The sequence below is a fragment of the Paenibacillus sp. ICGEB2008 genome (genome assembly GCF_000307675.1).
GTDB classification, from domain to species: domain Bacteria; phylum Bacillota; class Bacilli; order Paenibacillales; family Paenibacillaceae; genus Paenibacillus; species Paenibacillus polymyxa.
Genome location: NZ_AMQU01000029.1, coordinates 133266 through 151269 on the forward strand (window position 1 = coordinate 133266; position 18004 = coordinate 151269).

Consider the following 18004-nt stretch of genomic DNA (forward strand, 5'->3'; position numbering starts at 1 on the left):
GTATAAAAGGGGCAGGTTGTCTGATGGACAGTGTGAAATACGCTATTGTTTTTCTGCCGCTGTTTCTTCTTTATTTGCTTTTAAAGGGAGGGGCTTTGGCAGTAGGATTTCTATATCGACTGATCTATTCAACGCTAACCTTACGTGGGGAAGTGAGTGACGAGCTTCTAGCTGTGCAGCATGCTAAACGTATTATCGTAATCGGCTCACCGGGGAGCGGCAAGACTTTTTTGGCCAAACGACTGTCGATGTGGACTCATTTGCCGTATATTTCGTTGGATGATTTGTATTGGGGACCGGAGTGGAAGCGGAGCACAGACAAACAATTTCATAAACAGCTGGGTGAAGTCCTGCAAGGGGAAGAGTGGATTATCGAAGGGAATTATCATGAACGTTATTTTACCGAGCGACTCCAGCGTTCCGACACAATCATCGTAATGGATGTCAGCACGATTGAGGCGATATCAGGTGTTATCACGCGTTCGCTTAACCGTTTTTTATTTTCCAAGGAGCTACCCAAAGGAGTAGAGCAAGAAGCCGTTCGTATTTGGGATATTTCACCTCGGTTTGTCCGATTTGTTCTGGGTTTTCGCAGGCGTATCCGTCCTAAAATCTGGCCGCTCATTTTGCAATATGGTAATGAAAGGAATTTGATTATCTTAAAATCTAAATATCGTTCATGTCCTTGGCTGAGCCCAGATAGACAATTATCTCCTTGACTTGAATCTGCGTTTCGTGTAAAGTGGTGAAAATTGTAATATATAGGAATAGTGTAGACCAAGGATCAAAGGTTCAATTACCCGCTGTACAGAGAAGAAACCCATGGGCTGAAAGGTTTCTCGCCGCGAATGAACGTTTTCCTGCCTTGCGAGCTGTAGCGGTGCGTAAGATAAACCGTTACCGGCCAGATGCCGTTATCTGAAGAAGGACCGTCCCGAATATGGTTACGGTCAAATGAAGGGTGGTACCACGACACATTCGTCCCTGACGGATGTGTCTTTTTTGCGTACATTTTATCGTTCTTACAAGGAGGAAGCCACACATGCGCCAAAGCCAATTATTACTGACAACCTTGCGTGAAGCACCTGCAGAGGCCGAAGTGATTAGTCATCAGCTTATGCTGCGGGCAGGATTTATCCGCCAATTGGCGGCTGGAATGTATACCTATATGCCACTGGGCAGACGGGTACTCAGAAAAGTGGAACAAATTGTACGAGATGAGATGGATCGTGCAGGAGCTGGAGAATTGCTGATGCCTGTATTACAGCCAACGGAACTGTGGCAAGAATCGGGGAGATACGATGTGTACGGTTCAGAGCTGATGCGTCTGCAAGATCGACATGATCGGGAGTTTGCATTAGGGCCTACACATGAAGAGGTCATTACGTCTTTAATACGAAATGAAGTGAATTCCTATCGGAAATTGCCTGTAACACTGTATCAAATTCAAACCAAGTTTCGGGATGAACGACGTCCTCGGTTTGGGTTGCTTCGCAGCAGAGAATTTTTGATGAAGGATGCCTATTCGTTTGATGCCAATTGGGAGGGACTAGATCACACTTATTGGGCCATGTTCCAGGCATATCAACGTATTTTCACCCGCTGCAGTCTGAATTTTCGCGCCGTCGAAGCAGATGCTGGTGCTATTGGTGGTGAAGGTGAAACCCACGAATTTATGGCGCTGGCTGATATAGGAGAGGATACCATAGTGGCGTGTACCTGCTGTGATTATGCTGCCAATCTTGAAAAGGCAGAGCCACGTTCTACGGGGAGCATAGGAATATCTTCTGTCTCCGATGAAAATGAACATGACAGCCATCCTTCTATCGATACAGATGAAATGGAAAAACTGTATACTCCAGGTCTGCGGACCATAGAACAACTGGTTGATACCCTTCACATAGAGCCCCAAGAAATCATCAAAACATTGATTTATATGGCTAACGATCAACCTATTGCTGTAGTTGTCAGGGGAGATCATGAGGTCAACGAAGTAAAAGTCAAACAAATTTTAGGTAGTGAAAAATTCAAAATAGCAAATGCAGACACCGTCACAAAGGTGACTGGAACCCCACCCGGGTCCATAGGCCCATGCGGCTTGACAATCCCTGTGTGGGTGGATTACGCCGTTGTTCAAATGTCCAGCGGTCTTGCAGGCGCGAACGAGCAGGACTACCATTATCGGCATGTGAATCCAAGGCGTGATATGGATCTTCGGCATGTGGCAGACTTGCGCAATGTTATAGAAGGGGATAGATGTCCTCGATGTGACGAAGGGAAATTGGAACTCCACCGTGGAATTGAGATTGGACACGTATTCAAACTGGGCACCAAGTACAGTGAGAAGCTAGGGGCGACCTTTCTAGATGCGTCCGGAACCGATCAAGCGATGATTATGGGCTGCTATGGTATTGGCATTTCCCGAATCCTGTCCGCCATTGTAGAGCAGAATCATGACCAGAACGGAATGATATGGCCCCACGCACTGGCTCCGTTTCAGGTTCATATCATTCCGATTTCAGTGAAAGACAGGCTTCAGATGCAAATAGCCGAGGAGCTATACTGCCAACTACAGGATCGCGGTATAGAGGTTCTGCTAGATGATCGTGACGAACGTCCAGGAGTTAAATTTAAAGATTCAGATTTAGTAGGTATTCCCGTGCGCATCGTCGTTGGTAAAGATGCTGAACACGGAAAAGTAGAATTCGTAGAGCGAAGAAACAGCAACAAAGAGTCGATTCATATCCATGATGTAGAGAGAAGAATATTGAGTCTCATACAACACTAAGCATCTGTATCCCGCAGAATATGACCTTCTCCAAGTGTAATCTCATGAAAGTCCGCCATCTGACGTGCCTGAAAACGAATAGGCTTGTCTCGACCTATCATAATGATATTTTGAATGTCGGCAACGCCTTCCGATGGTAGAGAGAATGTTGTGACATAGGCGAATTCTTCACGCAACGTTGTGTGAATGGCATGGACTAGATGATCGTGTTCACTTTTGCCCATTACATTCATAATTAGCGATCCTTCGGAATCCAGCTTTTCTTTAGCCATCTTGAAAAATTCCCAGGATACTAAATGCAAGGGTGTACCCTGCTCCGTGAAGGCGTCCAATATAATATAGTCAAAAGCATCCGGGGCCTCCTTCTCCAGGATGCGACGTCCATCGCCAATAGTCACATTGTTCTGGTCGTACCCAAAGAATGTTCGGCTGAATTCTACCACTTGCGAATCCAGCTCGGCAATCTTAAAACGTTTATCTGTAAAGTGACCCGCAATCGTGCCTATACCATGCCCGATAACAAACACGTCTTCAAATGACGGATCGTTCAGCTCCATAAGATGGATGATTGCTCTGGGATATTCGAACAGAATGCGTTGCGGATGATTCAAATCTAGCGCACCTTGGACAGCCGCATTTGAAAATTCCATCACACGAAATAACCCCTTTTCACCATACAGCTCCGTGGTTTCATATACCGTGATTTCATGGTTATTGCTCAACTTTTTATATAAGACATCCAAGTGAATAATCTCCTTCAAGTCAGACTTCCTCCTCATCTTAGACATTCATAGGATTGTTGTCCATAGATGAGGAGGATTGTAGGCAGAATTGTTTATTTTTCCATAACGGAGTGTTTGAACTTGTTCGTATGTCCTTTAGGAGATATAATATACAAGGATATAATGAAGTTCGTTGTGTATATTCATACAGGAAGAGAGCGGGATATTATGGGACGTAAGTGGAATAACATTAAAGAAAAGAAGGCATCCAAGGATGCTAATACGAGTCGTATATATGCTAAATTTGGCGTGGAAATTTATGTGGCAGCCAAACAGGGCGAGCCTGATCCTGAATCCAATCGGGTCCTAAGAGTCGTGTTAGAACGTGCAAAAACGTACAATGTACCGAAAGCGATCATTGACCGCGCTATTGAAAAAGCAAAAGGTGCTGGCGATGAAAACTACGTAGAGCTTCGTTATGAAGGTTTCGGACCGAACGGTTCCATGGTCATTGTAGATGCACTGACCAATAACGTAAACCGTACAGCATCAGATGTGCGTTCTGCTTTTACTAAAAATGGCGGTAGCCTGGGCGTGAGCGGATCTGTAGCCTATATGTTTGATTCAACAGCAGTTATTGGTCTGGTGGGTAAAACTCCAGATGAAGTGCTGGAGCTGTTGATGGAGGCAGATGTCGAGGTTCGTGACATCATCGAAGAAGATGAAGCTGTCATCGTATATGCAGAACCTGACCAATTCCATGCTGTTCAGGAAGCTTTCAAGCAGGCAGGAGTAACGGAGTTTACCGTTGCCGAGCTCACCATGCTTGCCCAAAATGATATTACTCTTCCAGAAGATGCACAGGCTCAATTTGATAAATTGATTGATGCATTAGAAGATTTGGAGGATGTTCAGCAGGTTTACCATAACGTAGACTCTGAGGAATAGTCGGATTGCATCATTTACACCTGAGCGTTTGGATAAAATAAACATTCCTAAACCATCGTATTTCGGTACGATGGTTTTTTGTGAATAAAATTATATAAAATCAATTTTATTTTCTTGACTGATCAGTCTGTGAAAATTATAATCATAAGCAAGGAGGTGAACATGAGGTTTGGGAAGAGCTAAAGAATTTGATACTGAAAGTGTTCTGCGAAAAGCTATGGCTGTATTTGGAGAGCATGGCTATGAGGGAACTTCTCTGACCATTTTACTGGATCAGCTGGGTATAGCGCGGCAGAGTCTTTATGATACCTACGGCACGAAATATGATTTGTTTTTTTCGGCTATTCAGCTGTACATACGTGACAAAACCGAAGCCGTAGTACATCTGCTCAGTCAACCTGGGAGCATTAAGGATGCAATAGCGATGATTTTTAATGAATCTGTTAGAGTCTTGATGGATAAGAGGCTGTCGAAGGAATGCTTTATTATGAACAGTGCTATTGAACAGGCTCCGCATCATCATGAGATCAAAGCTTTTATTACTGAAAACACTGAAAAGCTTGAACTTGCTTTTTACAACGCCCTAGTCCGCGCCCAAAGTGAGGGGGAGATTCATGCTACGGAATCTGAACTGTTGTCAATAGCCAGATTTCTAAATCATGCCCGACTATCGCTGACATTTACCGCCAAGACAGGCGCAAGCCCTGAGGTGCTTAGAGATGTTGTGCGTACGACGCTGTCGATTTTGGAGTGATCTTTATGAACGCTTAATAGCGTTTATTTTTTGAATATTCTAGACCAATTAGTCAAATTTTTTTTTGAGTATTATAGACTGATCAATCTAGAATTCTTATGTTTAATTTCTGTCTTGAATTTGTTTTAAGCAGGAACTAAAAATAATTATGCGAGGTGTCTACCATGACAATCAATCCGAATACCGACAAAGCAAAACAGCAAGCGCAAGCAGTCATGCATAAATTTATGAGCAACATGTTAGAAGAAAATATGGAGTATTACTCACTACAAAGATTACTGGAACCCTTTGGTCGCTCTTGAAGCCTTGGAATCATGAATGAAAGAGTTCAAGCCTCATGGAGATATGAAAATCTAGACTAAGATAAAAAATTTAAATAGGAGTTGAATTTTATGAAAGACAGAAATATAACGTTGATTACAGGGGCAAACGGCAAAACAGGCAGCCGTGTAGCTGCCAAACTTACGCAACTTCAGTATCCGGTACGTTTGGCAGGGCGTACTAAGCCCGGCAATTGGGAAGGGACAGATTATGTATATTTTGATTGGTATGATGAATCAACACATACACAGGCGCTGATGAATGTAGATAAAGTTTATTTGGTAGTACCTGTGTTGGACGTCAATCCCGCCAAAGTGATGATTCCTTTTATTGAGAGGGCCTTGAGAGAAGGAGTGCAAAGATTCGTGCTTTTAGGCAGCGCATCTGTGCCTGAGGACGGGCCAGTATTTGGACCTGTGCATCAAGCACTTCGTAGATTAGCTCCAGAGTGGGCTGTATTACAGCCATCCTACTTTATGGAGAATTTCACAGAAGGCCAGCATGTGGAAACGATCAAAAACAACAAGGCCATTTATAGTGCAACCCAAAACGGGAGAATAGGCTTCGTAAGTGCAGATGACATTGCAGAAGTGGGAGTGAGGGCTCTTATTGACGATAAACCACACAACACAGCTCATGTCATCACTGGACCTCAAACACTAACATATAACGAAGTGGCTGAAATTATTGGGAAATCAACAGTCCAACCGATCCAGCATATCTCTTTGTCTGATGAAGAGTTGAAAGCGGGCATGGTTCGCGCTGGAATGCCTGAAGAATATGCAGATATGCTGGCAGGATTGGATAGAAGGATACGTGAAAACGGAAGTGAAGATCAAGTGACCGATACCGTTAAGCTTGTCACTGGGCGCTGTCCGGTCTCATTTGAGCAGTTTGTTCTGAGCCACAGAAACAGCTGGAAGACATCATGACGAAGTGATTCCTTTATTTATTTTTAGGGTCATAAGAGTAACCAGGATACTTGACGACGGGCCATTTGACCTTTCGTAAATTAGAGATTACATCAGAACCAACGTGTAAATTACTTTGAATCAGTTCTGTAGGCGTAAGAGCCATCCATTGATTTAAGGACACATCCGCAAAACGGTCACTTTTAAACATTTCAAGAAACCATAGTGTGCTGGAGCCAGTATTTTGAATGTAATGACCATAAGCAAAAGGCACATATCCAACATCCCCGGCTCTAAAATCAAATGTACGGGCTGCACCATTACCACCAAAGACAGTCATCCGTCCTTGCCCGGCAAGGTAGTATTGCCATTCGTCATTATTAGGGTGCCAATGCATTTCTCGCATGGCTCCGGGTTCAATCTCAACCAGGGCAGCTGCGATAGTTTTGGAAATCGGAAAATTGGAGGAGTCGACGATCCGTACGCTTCCGCCCGGTGTTTTGATCGGGGGCTGAGCTAGTAATTCATGCTTAAAGGATAGGGGCAACGTCCCATAGGGAGAAGGAACCGCTTGACTTTGGATTGAACCGGGAACGGAATCCTGATAGATGTAGACTTGGTCTTGAGGAATGGCTGCAAAATCGGTTTCTGGAATCCCGAAATTTGCAGAAAGCACCTCTTTGGGAGTATGGGCGAACCAATCTGAGATGGATAAGGTGTTCAGATCGGAAAAACTGCCATCATCGAAAACCAGCAAAAACTCACAGCCTTCTTCAAGGCCTTGTATAGAATGCGGGATGCCTGGTGGAAAGTACCAGAGATCGCCTGGGCCCACATCAGCAATAAAATTACGTCCATCTTGGTCAACTGCTGTAATACGTGCACTTCCTAACAGCATATAAGACCATTCTGCCTGCTGATGCCAGTGAAGCTCACGGACACCGCCCGGTGTCAAACTCATATTCACTCCGGCAAGAGTTGTGGCAATGGGTAATTCCCTTACTGTAACTTCTCTTGACCACCCACCATGATTAAGCTGCATATGAGCATCTGAAAAAGAAAACCGCATATTCGGTATGAGACCATTGTCCGTTACGGGAGGAACCAGCATATCCGGATTTTGTAAATCCCTCATCACATCACGTGGACCCTTGTCGATGCCCCCTGCACCATCACTTCTGATGGGTTGGGGGATTCCGACTTTCTTTGAGCAATCATTATGCATCATTTGATCTTCCTCTCTAGGTTGAAGCATGATGAAGCATAGGATTAAGAGAAAATACGCATAAAGATTTTATGATGACATGATGAGTTTTATACCGTGTGCGATAGTTCTGTAAACTGTGCTTGAATGATTTGAGCCAAATCGTGCGGACTCAGTTCCAGCTGAGTTCCAATTTTCCCGCCGCTTACAACGATCGTTTCCAGTTCAACTGCGGGCTGGTCGATATAAGTGGGGTAGAGCTTTTTCATTCCTATGGGAGAGCAGCCACCGCGAATATATCCTGTATGCTTTTGCAACTCCTTAACAGGAAGCATTTCAATTTTTTTCTCTCCCGCAGATTTGGCAGCCTTTTTGAGATCAAGCTCTTTATGTACAGGAATCACAAAAACAAACAGATTTTGTTTGCTATGTGCAACCAAGGTTTTGAAAACGGATTCCGGTGCTCTTTGGATCTTTTCGGCTACGTTCATACCGTCTATTTTTCCATCTTGATGGTCATAACTCAAAATATTGTAGTGGATGTGTTGCCCGTCTAATATGCGCATGGCGTTTGTTTTGCTGACACTCATTTTAATTCTTCCTTTCTTAAAGCTTTTCCAAATGATCTACATAATCTTTTGCATCCTTAAGAGAAAGATCCTTAGCAGTTCTTAACTCTTTTATGGCTTTAATCTTATTTCCTTCCCTGATCAGTAGAAGCAGCCTTTCATTGATTTCTTCTGAAGCTTCTACATCTAGGAAATGTGGAGGAGGGGGAGTAATTGTACTTGACATTGAGGTTCCCGTTAGTCCTGAACGGTTCTCAAGACGCTCCACATCGGATTTCAGATCATTAAGTCGAGATTGAAGACGGTAGACCTTGAACAAAAGTATGACGGAGAGGATCAACGCAATGATTGCTACATATTCGCTAGTTGCCAATAGAATCTCCCTTTTCTTGTTAGTTTTATCACTAAATTTTTGCCTCTTATCCATAGTATATCATGATGATCGACTAATCGAATGGAGAATCATATTCTTGCGTACGGGTTGTGCAAATTGACTTATTGCAGACCGGGCGTTATATTACAGCTTATTATTAACCTTTTAATAATCACTTCAAAAGGGGTGTATTCAAATACAACCAGTCTCCAATAATACCATTCGGGTCAAACGAATTAATGTAGAGCTAGTTAAAAACACACTGAAATCCAAGGAATTTGCAACCAAGTCGTCTATAGCCAGTATTACAGGACTTAGTGTGGCAACCTGTGGGAATATTCTGAATGAGCTTCTTCAAACCGGAGAAGTATTAGAGATGGAATTGGAAGAGTCGAGTGGCGGTCGCCCGGCTAGACGGTACAAATATAACGCTGATTATTCCTATATTATTTGTTTAACTGTGAAAACAGAAGGAGGAGTACATTCTCTTACTTATGCTGTGGCCAATATGCTTGGCGATATTATCGCAGAGAATACATCCGTTGTGCCGCATATTGATTATGAAGTCATAGATGACCAAGTCGGAGAGCTAATTCATACCTATGGAAACGTCAAAGCCGTTGGTATTGGCATTCCGGGGGTTGTTCATCAAGGGGTTATTGATGTCTGTGACCTTGATCTGCTGATAGGAGTCCCTGTAGGACCACGCCTTCAAGATAAATACGGGTTAGAAGTCACCATTGAAAATGATATGCATCTGACCGTCTATGGATTTTATAACATGCAAAATTATGATGAGGACAAAACCTTTGCTATTGTTACGTTTCCCAAGGATAATTTTCCGGGAGCGGGTTTTATTGTCGATGGACATTTGTTAAAAGGAAATACCAAATTTGCTGGGGAAGTTTCCTTTTTACCCTTTGGCATAACGAGAGAGGAACAGCTTAAACAGTTAAATAGCACACAGGAATTTGTTCCTTTGGCGATCAAAACGATAACATCCATTATTGCGATTATAGACCCTGTATCGATCGCTTTGACTGGAGAGTTATCTAAGCCAACACTGTTGGATGATATTTATAACGGCTGTCTTAAAGATGTACCCAAAGAACATATGCCTGAGATTTTTGTAAAAAACGATACGCACGATGAATACATGTATGGGTTGATTTCAGTTACCCTTGAAAGCCTGACCTACAATTTACAATTGGTGGAAAAAAGAAAATAGAAGCCTTCCGCTTTGAAGAATAGCTCACCCAGTTACAATTGGTAATTAACGGATAGATGGGTCGGGACGTTGTTATAAATATGGAAGTAAGTATTGGAGATAATACGATTATAGACTCTGCAAGTTTTTAAAATAATACTTGACATGAAACGCGTTACAAACCTTAAGATTCAATTAGAAGTACTTTATAAACATTAGCGTAGAGGTAACGTGTTTATGTCCTAGTTAATGAAAAAACATCAGCAAAGGCGGAGAAAATATGAGTACACAGTTTCCAAAAGATTTCCTGTGGGGTGGAGCAGTTGCTGCTAATCAACTCGAAGGTGCTTATCAAGAAGACGGAAAAGGCTGGTCCATTCAGGATGTAACTCCTCGTGGTGGTTGGGGGCCGGTTACGGATGTACCAACAGAAGATAATATGAAGTTGATTGGTATTGATTTTTACCATCATTATAAAGAAGATATCAAACTTTTTGCAGAAATGGGCTTCAAAGTATTCCGTACTTCCATAGCTTGGTCACGTATCTTCCATAAAGGTGACGAGTTGGAACCTAATGAACAAGGCTTGCAATTTTATGATGATTTGTTTGATGAACTTCATAAATATGGCATTGAGCCACTCGTTACATTATCTCACTATGAAACACCTTTACATTTGTCGAGAGAATACGATGGTTGGGTAAACCGTAAGCTTGTTGATTTCTATGAGCGCTATGCAACAACTGTATTTAATCGCTACAAAGATAAAGTAAAATACTGGTTGACATTCAATGAAATTAACTCCATTCTTGAAGCACCCTTCATGAGTGGCGGGATTAGCACACCAAAAGATCAACTTAGTGAACAAGATCTTTATCAAGCTATTCACCATGAGCTGGTAGCGAGTGCAAGAGCGGTAAAAATCGGTCATCAGATTAATCCTAATTTCAAAATTGGTTGTATGGTACTGAGTATGCCTACTTATCCGCTGACACCTAATCCAGACGATGTAATTGCAGCAATGGAATTTGATCACAGAAACATGGCATTTGCCGATATTCATGCAAGAGGTCAATATCCAGGTTACATGAAACGTTTCTTCAAAGAAAACGGAATCTCTATTCATTTTGAGCCAGGTGATGCTGAAGATCTGAAGCATACGGTTGATTTTATCTCGTTCAGCTATTACATGAGTACTTGTGAGACTGCAGACGAAGCTAAAAAAGTCAAAGGTGAAGGTAACATCCTCGGTGGGGTGAGCAATCCGCATCTCGAGGCAAGTGAGTGGGGCTGGCAAATTGATCCTCAAGGTCTGCGCTATGTGCTGAATACATTCTATGATCGCTTCCAAAAACCACTGTTCATCGTTGAAAATGGTCTGGGCGCTGTGGACGAGCTTATCACCAATGAAAAAGGTGAAAAAACGGTTGAAGATGACTACCGGATCAACTATCTGAATGATCATTTGGTTCAAGTTGGGGAAGCGATTGAAGATGGAGTAGAGGTTCTGGGCTATACATCTTGGGGCTGTATCGACCTTGTCAGCGCGTCGACTGCTCAGCTTAAAAAACGTTATGGTTACATTTATGTTGACCGTCATGATGATGGCAGCGGTACACTTGAAAGATACCGGAAAAAATCGTTCCACTGGTATAAAGAGGTTATTTCCACAAACGGTGGAAGCTTGAAACGCTAATTTATAAATAAACCAGTAACTAAATTATAAAAAAACATAATGATGTTTTTTACGTGGCGACCGCCTCTGCTTTATTATGGGGGAAGCGGTCGCCAATTTTTTTATGAGCGTCATTTACCACGAGAATCTAACTACATAAACGGAGTGTGGACAAGCGATGACAGAAAAAGAAAAATCACAATTAGGACTCCTGTACAATGCTAATTATGATGAAGAGTTGATTGAGGAACGTTTATACGCTAAAGGACTCTGCTACGAATATAATCAGCTCCATCCTAGAAATATGGAAGAACGAGAAACACTCATCAAAACTTTACTAGGAAAGACAACGGATAGATTCTTGATCGAGCAGCCTTTTGTGTGTGACTATGGGTATAATATTGAAATCGGTGAAAATTTTTATAGTAATCACAATACAGTCATGCTTGATGGGGCAAAAATAGTGTTCGGTGATAATGTATTTGTTGCTCCTAACTGCGGATTTTATACTGCGGGTCATCCTCTTGATGTAGAACAACGTAATGAAGGGTTGGAAATTGTATTTCCAATTACTGTGGGCAATAATGTTTGGATCGGTGGTAATGTTTGCGTTCTGGCGGGCGTCACGATAAGGGATGATTCAATTATTGGTGCAGGAAGCGTTGTTACCAAAGATATTCCTTCTGGTGTGATTGCTGCAGGAAGCCCTTGCAAGGTCATCCGTAAAATTACCGAAGATGACAAGCACAAGTATAAAAGAAATTAACCATAAAACTACAGTTCATTTGGAACTGTAGTTTTGCGTCTTTACAGAGAACTACCCAACGTAAAGAAACATTTTTGCACAGATTTGTTCAGGGAATAATGTAATAATGAACGTAAGAGGAATATTTCCAAATTACTATGGCCTATTCAGGAAAGGAAGGAAAAACTATGAAATTAATGTTTATATCAGATATTCACGGCTCGCTGTACTGGTTGCAGTTGGCACTGGAAAAATTCAAGGAGGAGAAAGCTGACCGTCTTGTCTTGCTTGGAGATTATATGTACCATGGACCACGTAATCCGTTACCAGAAGGATATAATCCGGCGGAAGTGGCTGCTATGCTGAACCAGTACAAATCCCACATTGCAGTGTCGGTGCGCGGGAATTGCGATGCAGAAGTGGATCAGATGTTGCTGGATTTCCCGATGATGGGTGATTATGCTTTACTGTACCATGAAGGACGGCGAATCTATATCACGCATGGACATGGTTTTAGTATCGGAAATTTACCGCCACTAGAAGCGGGTGATGTATTCATTCAAGGACACACTCATATTCCGGTAGCAGATGTGGAAAAAGGGGTCTTTGTACTGAATCCTGGTTCAATCGCATTGCCAAAAGAAAACTATCCATCCTCTTACGGTGTGCTGGAGGGAGCACAATTTACCGTGAAGGATTTTGATGACAGTACGGTGAAAGCAATCACCTTTTCAAAGTAATTTCTCAAATTTCAATGTAAATTATTAAAACTTTTCCGCTTCGATTGAGACAAAGATCATATTATTGTATGATAGGAGCGGAGTCTACATTTTGAAAAGAAAGAGAGTTTCAATACATGCAAATTAAGGGTTCACATTATAAGATGCCGCCTGAATGGGCGCCACATGAACGTACGTATATTTCCTGGCCTGTAAAATCTTCAATGGTTTACCCCGATATGCATGCCGAGGTATGTAAGGGTTATGCCGAAATCGTAAGTGCTATGGCGGAATTTGAACCAGTTACCGTAGTCGTAAATCCAGATGATCTGGAGAGCGTTAAAGCGCTTGAGCTCGGGGAACGGGTAGAACTGTTACCGATAGAGCACAGCGATGCGTGGCTACGTGATAACGGTCCAACTTTTCTGACGGATGAGCAGGGTCAGTTGGCAGGTATTAACTGGAAGTTTAATGCTTGGGGCGGCAAATATGCTCCCTGGGATCTGGATGACCAGGTTGCGCCGCAAATACTGGACAAACTTGGAGTTCCGCGGTTAGATGCACCGCTTGTAATGGAAGGCGGCTCACTGCATGTAGATGGCGAAGGTACTCTAATTACAACCGAAGAGTGCTTGCTCAATCCCAACCGTAATCCGGAATTAAGCCGAGAAGAAATAGAACGGTACGTATGCGAATATACAGGTGCCGAGAAAATTATCTGGCTAAAACGTGGACTCAGTGGCGACGAAACGGATGGTCATGTGGACAATATTGCTTGCTTCGCTGCTCCTGGCAAGGTCATTATGCAAGTATGTGATGATCCTGAGGATGAAAATTATGAAATCACGCAGGAAAATCTGCGTATTCTAGAGCAAGCAACGGATGCCAAAGGTCGTAAGCTGGAAGTGATTCAAATCGGCCAACCGCCGCGTGTGGATTATGAAGACAGCCGACTGACACTGAGCTATATTAACTTCTACTTTGTGAATGGCGGCATTATTTTGCCTGTGTTTGGCGGAACTGCTGCTGAGAGTGATCTTGCAGCCCAGCAAGTGCTGTCAAAAGTATTCCCGAATCGCAAGATCCGCACTGTAGATGGTATGGCAGTTATCCGTGAAGGCGGTAACGTACACTGTACAACCCAGCAGATGCCTGCTGTAAAGCGTTGAACGATACAACATTTATAAGGAGGACTAAGGTGAGAAAAGTAAAAGTGGCAGCAACTCAAATGAGCTGTTCTACCAATATCGAAGAAAATATCAGAAAAGCAGAGAAGTTGGTACGTGAAGCGGCGGCCCAAGGCGCGCAAATTATTTTGCTGCAGGAATTGTTCGAAACTCCATACTTCTGCCAGAAGGAAAAGTCTGATTATTATGTATATGCAACTGAGCTGGAGCACAACAAAGCGGTTAACCATTTCAAGAAGATTGCCAAGGAATTGCAGGTTGTGCTGCCAATCAGCTTCTATGAGAAGAAGAACTATGCTCGTTACAACAGTCTTGCTGTTATTGATGCAGATGGTGAAGTGTTAGGTAAATACCGCAAAAGCCACATCCCGGACGGCCCTGGGTATGAGGAAAAGTTTTATTTTAATCCGGGCGACACCGGTTTTAAAGTGTGGAATACACGTTATGCCAAAATCGGAGTAGGCGTGTGCTGGGATCAATGGTATCCTGAGGCGGCCCGCTGTATGGCGCTTATGGGGGCAGAAATTTTATTTTACCCGACAGCGATTGGTTCAGAACCACAAGATTCCTCCATTGACTCTAAGGATCACTGGCAGACTTGCATGCTAGGTCATGCAGCTTCCAATCTGATTCCAGTCATTGCTTCCAACCGTATCGGAAAGGAAACCGATGAAGAATCCAGCATCAATTTCTACGGCTCATCCTTTATCGCTGGCCCTCAAGGGAATAAGTTGGCAGAGGCTGGTCGTACCGATGAGGAAGTGCTTACCGCCGAATTTGATCTGGACGAGCTGGAAGTAGGACGGATCGAATGGGGCATTTTCCGTGATCGTCGTCCCGAACTATACAAAATGATTGCCACCTATGATGGTGATCTAAAAGTATAATCTGTATACAGGTAGATATATTTCCCTTGCCGTTAAGCCGTGATGTTTCTTTTTTTTGAACTCACACGGCTTTTCGAGCGGGGGATTTTTGGTTTCTAAATGGGAGTACATCTTGTGATAGATCGGAGGAAGGAGAACAGCAATGAGGCATAAGAGGATAGACCAATCGTTAGCGCAGTTCAAAACTTCGACAGAAGAAAATCAAGAATGGGGATACTCGCGCGCAAGAGATATGGCTATTTTGGGCTTTTGGGACAAGTATACGCTATCTGCACAGCGTTTATGTGAACGAATGGCTACCGAAACCCATCAAATGAGACCTTCTGAGTACGTTCCGTTCCCAACTCAGTTTGAATGGCTGGAACAAGGAGAAACAGACTTGATTATAGATGGAATATGGTCAGCTGATTTACATGGTGATCATTGTCTTTTTGTGAATATTGGGGAGCATCACCCAGAACGGCATACATCGATTGAAGCTTATATTTACGATACGCAGGTGATAGATGAGGGATTCTTCCTTCAATATCTGAACACCTCTCCTAAAGCCAAATCCTACACACCTTCATTTAGCAAAAATGGATATGCTACGATGTGTGAACTGTTGGACAGATATGTTAGGGAAGGTATATTGGAGCGTAGGCCCTACGGTTTCAAAAGAACGGATACATAGGTGAATAACGAATAAAGTATGATTTGGGTTTGAGCTGAAAGGAACATTTCTTAAAGGATGGTTCCTTTTTTTATGTAGGACTACATTTTATCTATAGACTGAAACTATGATTCAGCGTATAAAATAGCATTAGAATTTATAGATCGAATAATATAAAATCAAGTCATAAGGAATGATCGTACTCAATAAAACTTCGATATTCTTTAAAGTGAAAAAAATCACATATATGAGTTATGTAATGAAACTTGAAAATGAATGAAATTTGCAAAACTGCAAGGAGGAAGAACTATGAACCACTATCCTGCGATATTTGAACCTCTGACCATACGGCGTATGACCTTGAAGAATCGGATTGTAATGCCCCCGATGGGAACCAACTTTGCTGCCATGGATGGAAGCTTTGTTCAGGATCATATTGACTATTACGTACAACGGGCCAAAGGGGGGACCGGCCTCATCACAGTAGAAAATGTTTGTTTGGATTTCCCTATGGGTACGAACGGAACAACCCAGCTGCGGATGGATAATGATCAGTTTATTCCTGGACTGTTTAGATTAACAGAAGCTCTGCACTCTTACGGAGCATGTGTTTCTGTACAAATTAACCATGCGGGTGCTTCGGCTTATGCTGGACGACTGAACGGAGTTCAACCCGTTTCTTCTTCGAATATTCCTTCTAAAAAGGGTGGAGCGATTCCAAGACCTTTGCAAAAAGAAGAAATTTATGCCATTGTGCGTAAATACGGAGAAGCAGCGGGAAGAGCACAGCGAGCAGGATTTGACTGTGTTGAAATTCACGCGGGACATTCCTACTTGCTGAGTCAGTTTCTTTCGCCGGTGTACAATAAACGTACGGATGAATTTGGCGGCAGCGCAGAAAACCGTACTCGTTTTGCCAGATTAGTCATTGATGAAATTCGTTCAGTGGTGGGTCCATTCTTCCCCATTTGCTTACGTTTTAGTGCGGAGGAGTTTACAGAAGGTGGGAATACCTTGGAAGATACACTGGAGTTACTGGAGTATCTCAATGATGAGGTAGATATTTTGAACGTTTCTGCAGCTCTAAATGATTCCATTCAGTACCAGATAGACGGGATGAACCTGCCAGATGGTTGGCGCTCTTATATGGCTAAAGCAGTAAAAGATAAATTCGGAAAGGTCACGATGACCTCAGGTAATATACGGAGCCCACAGGCTGTGCAGGACATATTGGAAAGAGGTGACGCTGATCTTCTGGCAATGGGCAGAGGCTTGATCGCAGAACCGAACTGGGTACTCAAAGTGCAAAACGGCTACGAGCATTTGCTTAGAAAATGCATCTCCTGCAACATTGGTTGTGCCGATCATCGTATCTCCAAAAGTAAACCAATTTGCTGTACGGTAAATCCAGATTTGTTCAAGGAAGCTGAATACCGGAAACAACGAGTTAGAAACAATGTCCAAGTCGTTGTTATCGGTGGGGGTACCGCGGGAATGGAAGCGGCCTGTACAGCGGCTGAGGTAGGCTGCCAAGTAACCCTCTTTGAAGAAAAGGCAGAACTGGGTGGCCTTGCGCGTGATATTGCACGCTTACCAGACAAAACGCGCATCAATGACTTCCCAGATTATCTGATTCAGCGCACCAAGCAATTAACCAATCTGAATATTGTCACAGGCACACGAGCAGATCTGACGATGATTAGTGCTCTGAACCCTGATATTATTGTTAATGCAACGGGGGCCAAACCGCTGCTTCCACCGATTGCAGGTCTGCACGATCAACTAGGAAAACCGGGTACAAAAGTATTTTCTATCTTTGATCTGTTGAACAATATGGAGAACTTTCAAGAGTTTGAAGGCAAACGTATTGCTGTAGTGGGTGGCGGAGCCGTGGGACTGGATGTTGTAGAATATTATGCAGAGCGCGGGGCTAAAGAAGTTTCTATCATTGAAATGATGCCTATATTGGGTAAGGACCTGGATATGATTACCCGCATTTCAATGATGAAAATGGTGGAGGAACGAGAAGTGAACGTCCATACTGAGACGGCTTTGACGGAAGTGTGCAGCGACCGTTTCAAAGTAAAGCGTGGAGAACAGGAGTTTGAGATTCCTTTTGATCTCGGATTCGTATGTTTGGGTATGCGTTCATACACTCCACTGATGGATAGCTTGCTTCTATATGGAAAAGAGCATCAAGTGGAAGTTGTAAACATCGGAGACAGCAAACAAGCGCGTCGTATTATTGATGGTATCCGTGAAGGTCGGAATATTCTGAAAACCATTCAACGAGTAGACGAATTTAAAAATGAGTTTTCCTATGCTTACTAAATTGAGGGTAT

Annotated in this window: 19 protein-coding genes; 14 read left to right on the top strand and 5 right to left on the bottom strand. The window is 43.0% G+C overall.

The window, feature by feature from the left end:
• Positions 1–23: 23 nt before the first annotated feature.
• Complete coding sequence (locus tag C400_RS0124115) at positions 24–719, top strand: adenylate kinase (protein ID WP_017428508.1); 696 nt, start codon at positions 24–26, stop codon at positions 717–719.
• 77 nt (positions 720–796) lie between these two features.
• Here the strand turns inward: C400_RS0124115 and C400_RS28295 are convergent, their stop codons facing one another.
• Positions 797–1012, bottom strand: a complete 216-nt coding sequence (locus tag C400_RS28295; protein ID WP_128574161.1) for a hypothetical protein — start codon at positions 1010–1012, stop codon at positions 797–799.
• A 30-nt stretch (positions 1013–1042) separates the two neighbouring features.
• Here C400_RS28295 and C400_RS0124120 point away from each other — a divergent pair, with 30 nt between their 5' ends.
• Complete coding sequence (locus C400_RS0124120; protein WP_017428509.1) at positions 1043–2788, top strand: proline--tRNA ligase; 1746 nt, start codon at positions 1043–1045, stop codon at positions 2786–2788.
• Here the strand turns inward: C400_RS0124120 and C400_RS0124125 are convergent.
• Positions 2785–3549, bottom strand: coding sequence for a spermidine synthase (locus C400_RS0124125; protein ID WP_017428510.1), 765 nt, complete (start codon positions 3547–3549; stop codon positions 2785–2787). The two genes, C400_RS0124120 and C400_RS0124125, sit on opposite strands and share 4 nt — an antisense overlap.
• 189 nt (positions 3550–3738) lie before the next feature.
• On the opposite strand from C400_RS0124125, the gene C400_RS0124130 reads away from it, so the two are divergent.
• The 4 genes from C400_RS0124130 to C400_RS0124145 all read left to right on the top strand — a co-directional run bounded on the left by C400_RS0124130 (position 3739) and on the right by C400_RS0124145 (position 6465).
• Positions 3739–4458 carry a YebC/PmpR family DNA-binding transcriptional regulator gene (locus tag C400_RS0124130; protein WP_025364795.1) on the top strand — a complete coding sequence of 240 codons (720 nt, stop codon included), beginning with the start codon at positions 3739–3741 and terminating at the stop codon, positions 4456–4458.
• Positions 4459–4627: 169 nt separating this feature from the next.
• The gene (locus C400_RS0124135; RefSeq protein WP_017428512.1) at positions 4628–5212 is read left to right on the top strand and encodes a TetR/AcrR family transcriptional regulator; all 585 of its coding nucleotides are present in this window, start codon (positions 4628–4630) and stop codon (positions 5210–5212) included.
• 164 nt (positions 5213–5376) lie between these two features.
• Positions 5377–5514, top strand: coding sequence for a hypothetical protein (locus C400_RS28300; RefSeq protein WP_017428513.1), 138 nt, complete (start codon positions 5377–5379; stop codon positions 5512–5514).
• A gap of 90 nt (positions 5515–5604) precedes the next feature.
• On the top strand, positions 5605–6465 hold the full coding sequence (locus C400_RS0124145) for an NmrA family NAD(P)-binding protein (RefSeq protein WP_017428514.1): 861 nt from the start codon (positions 5605–5607) through the stop codon (positions 6463–6465).
• A 13-nt stretch (positions 6466–6478) separates the two neighbouring features.
• Here C400_RS0124145 and C400_RS0124150 read toward each other — a convergent pair whose 3' ends face one another.
• The 3 genes from C400_RS0124150 to C400_RS0124160 all read right to left on the bottom strand — a co-directional run bounded on the left by C400_RS0124150 (position 6479) and on the right by C400_RS0124160 (position 8590).
• Positions 6479–7669: an oxalate decarboxylase family bicupin gene (locus tag C400_RS0124150; protein WP_017428515.1), complete on the bottom strand. Its 1191-nt coding sequence runs from the start codon at positions 7667–7669 to the stop codon at positions 6479–6481.
• An 89-nt stretch (positions 7670–7758) separates the two neighbouring features.
• On the bottom strand, positions 7759–8238 hold the full coding sequence (ybaK, locus tag C400_RS0124155; RefSeq protein ID WP_017428516.1) for a Cys-tRNA(Pro) deacylase: 480 nt from the start codon (positions 8236–8238) through the stop codon (positions 7759–7761).
• A gap of 16 nt (positions 8239–8254) precedes the next feature.
• Positions 8255–8590 carry a ribosomal protein L7/L12 gene (locus C400_RS0124160; RefSeq protein ID WP_017428517.1) on the bottom strand — a complete coding sequence of 112 codons (336 nt, stop codon included), beginning with the start codon at positions 8588–8590 and terminating at the stop codon, positions 8255–8257.
• A 319-nt stretch (positions 8591–8909) separates the two neighbouring features.
• Here C400_RS0124160 and C400_RS0124165 point away from each other — a divergent pair, with 319 nt between their 5' ends.
• The 8 genes from C400_RS0124165 (at position 8910) to C400_RS0124200 (ending at position 17993) form a co-directional block, all read left to right on the top strand.
• The gene (locus tag C400_RS0124165) at positions 8910–9818 is read left to right on the top strand and encodes an ROK family protein (RefSeq protein WP_026065511.1); all 909 of its coding nucleotides are present in this window, start codon (positions 8910–8912) and stop codon (positions 9816–9818) included.
• A gap of 259 nt (positions 9819–10077) precedes the next feature.
• The gene (locus tag C400_RS0124170) at positions 10078–11493 is read left to right on the top strand and encodes a glycoside hydrolase family 1 protein (RefSeq protein WP_017428519.1); all 1416 of its coding nucleotides are present in this window, start codon (positions 10078–10080) and stop codon (positions 11491–11493) included.
• A 157-nt stretch (positions 11494–11650) separates the two neighbouring features.
• Positions 11651–12238: a sugar O-acetyltransferase gene (locus C400_RS0124175; protein WP_017428520.1), complete on the top strand. Its 588-nt coding sequence runs from the start codon at positions 11651–11653 to the stop codon at positions 12236–12238.
• 167 nt (positions 12239–12405) lie between these two features.
• Positions 12406–12957: a phosphodiesterase gene (gene yfcE / locus C400_RS0124180; RefSeq protein ID WP_026065512.1), complete on the top strand. Its 552-nt coding sequence runs from the start codon at positions 12406–12408 to the stop codon at positions 12955–12957.
• Between the two features lie 116 nt (positions 12958–13073).
• A complete protein-coding gene (locus C400_RS0124185) occupies positions 13074–14105 on the top strand; it encodes an agmatine deiminase family protein (RefSeq protein ID WP_017428522.1) in 1032 nt (343 codons plus the stop codon).
• A gap of 29 nt (positions 14106–14134) precedes the next feature.
• Entirely contained in the window at positions 14135–15010 is an 876-nt protein-coding gene (gene aguB, locus C400_RS0124190; protein WP_017428523.1) for an N-carbamoylputrescine amidase, read from the top strand.
• A gap of 142 nt (positions 15011–15152) precedes the next feature.
• Entirely contained in the window at positions 15153–15683 is a 531-nt protein-coding gene (locus C400_RS0124195) for a hypothetical protein (RefSeq protein WP_017428524.1), read from the top strand.
• A 288-nt stretch (positions 15684–15971) separates the two neighbouring features.
• Positions 15972–17993 (top strand): oxidoreductase, encoded by a 2022-nt coding sequence (locus tag C400_RS0124200; protein WP_017428525.1) that lies wholly within the window; start codon positions 15972–15974, stop codon positions 17991–17993.
• Positions 17994–18004: the final 11 nt, after the last annotated feature.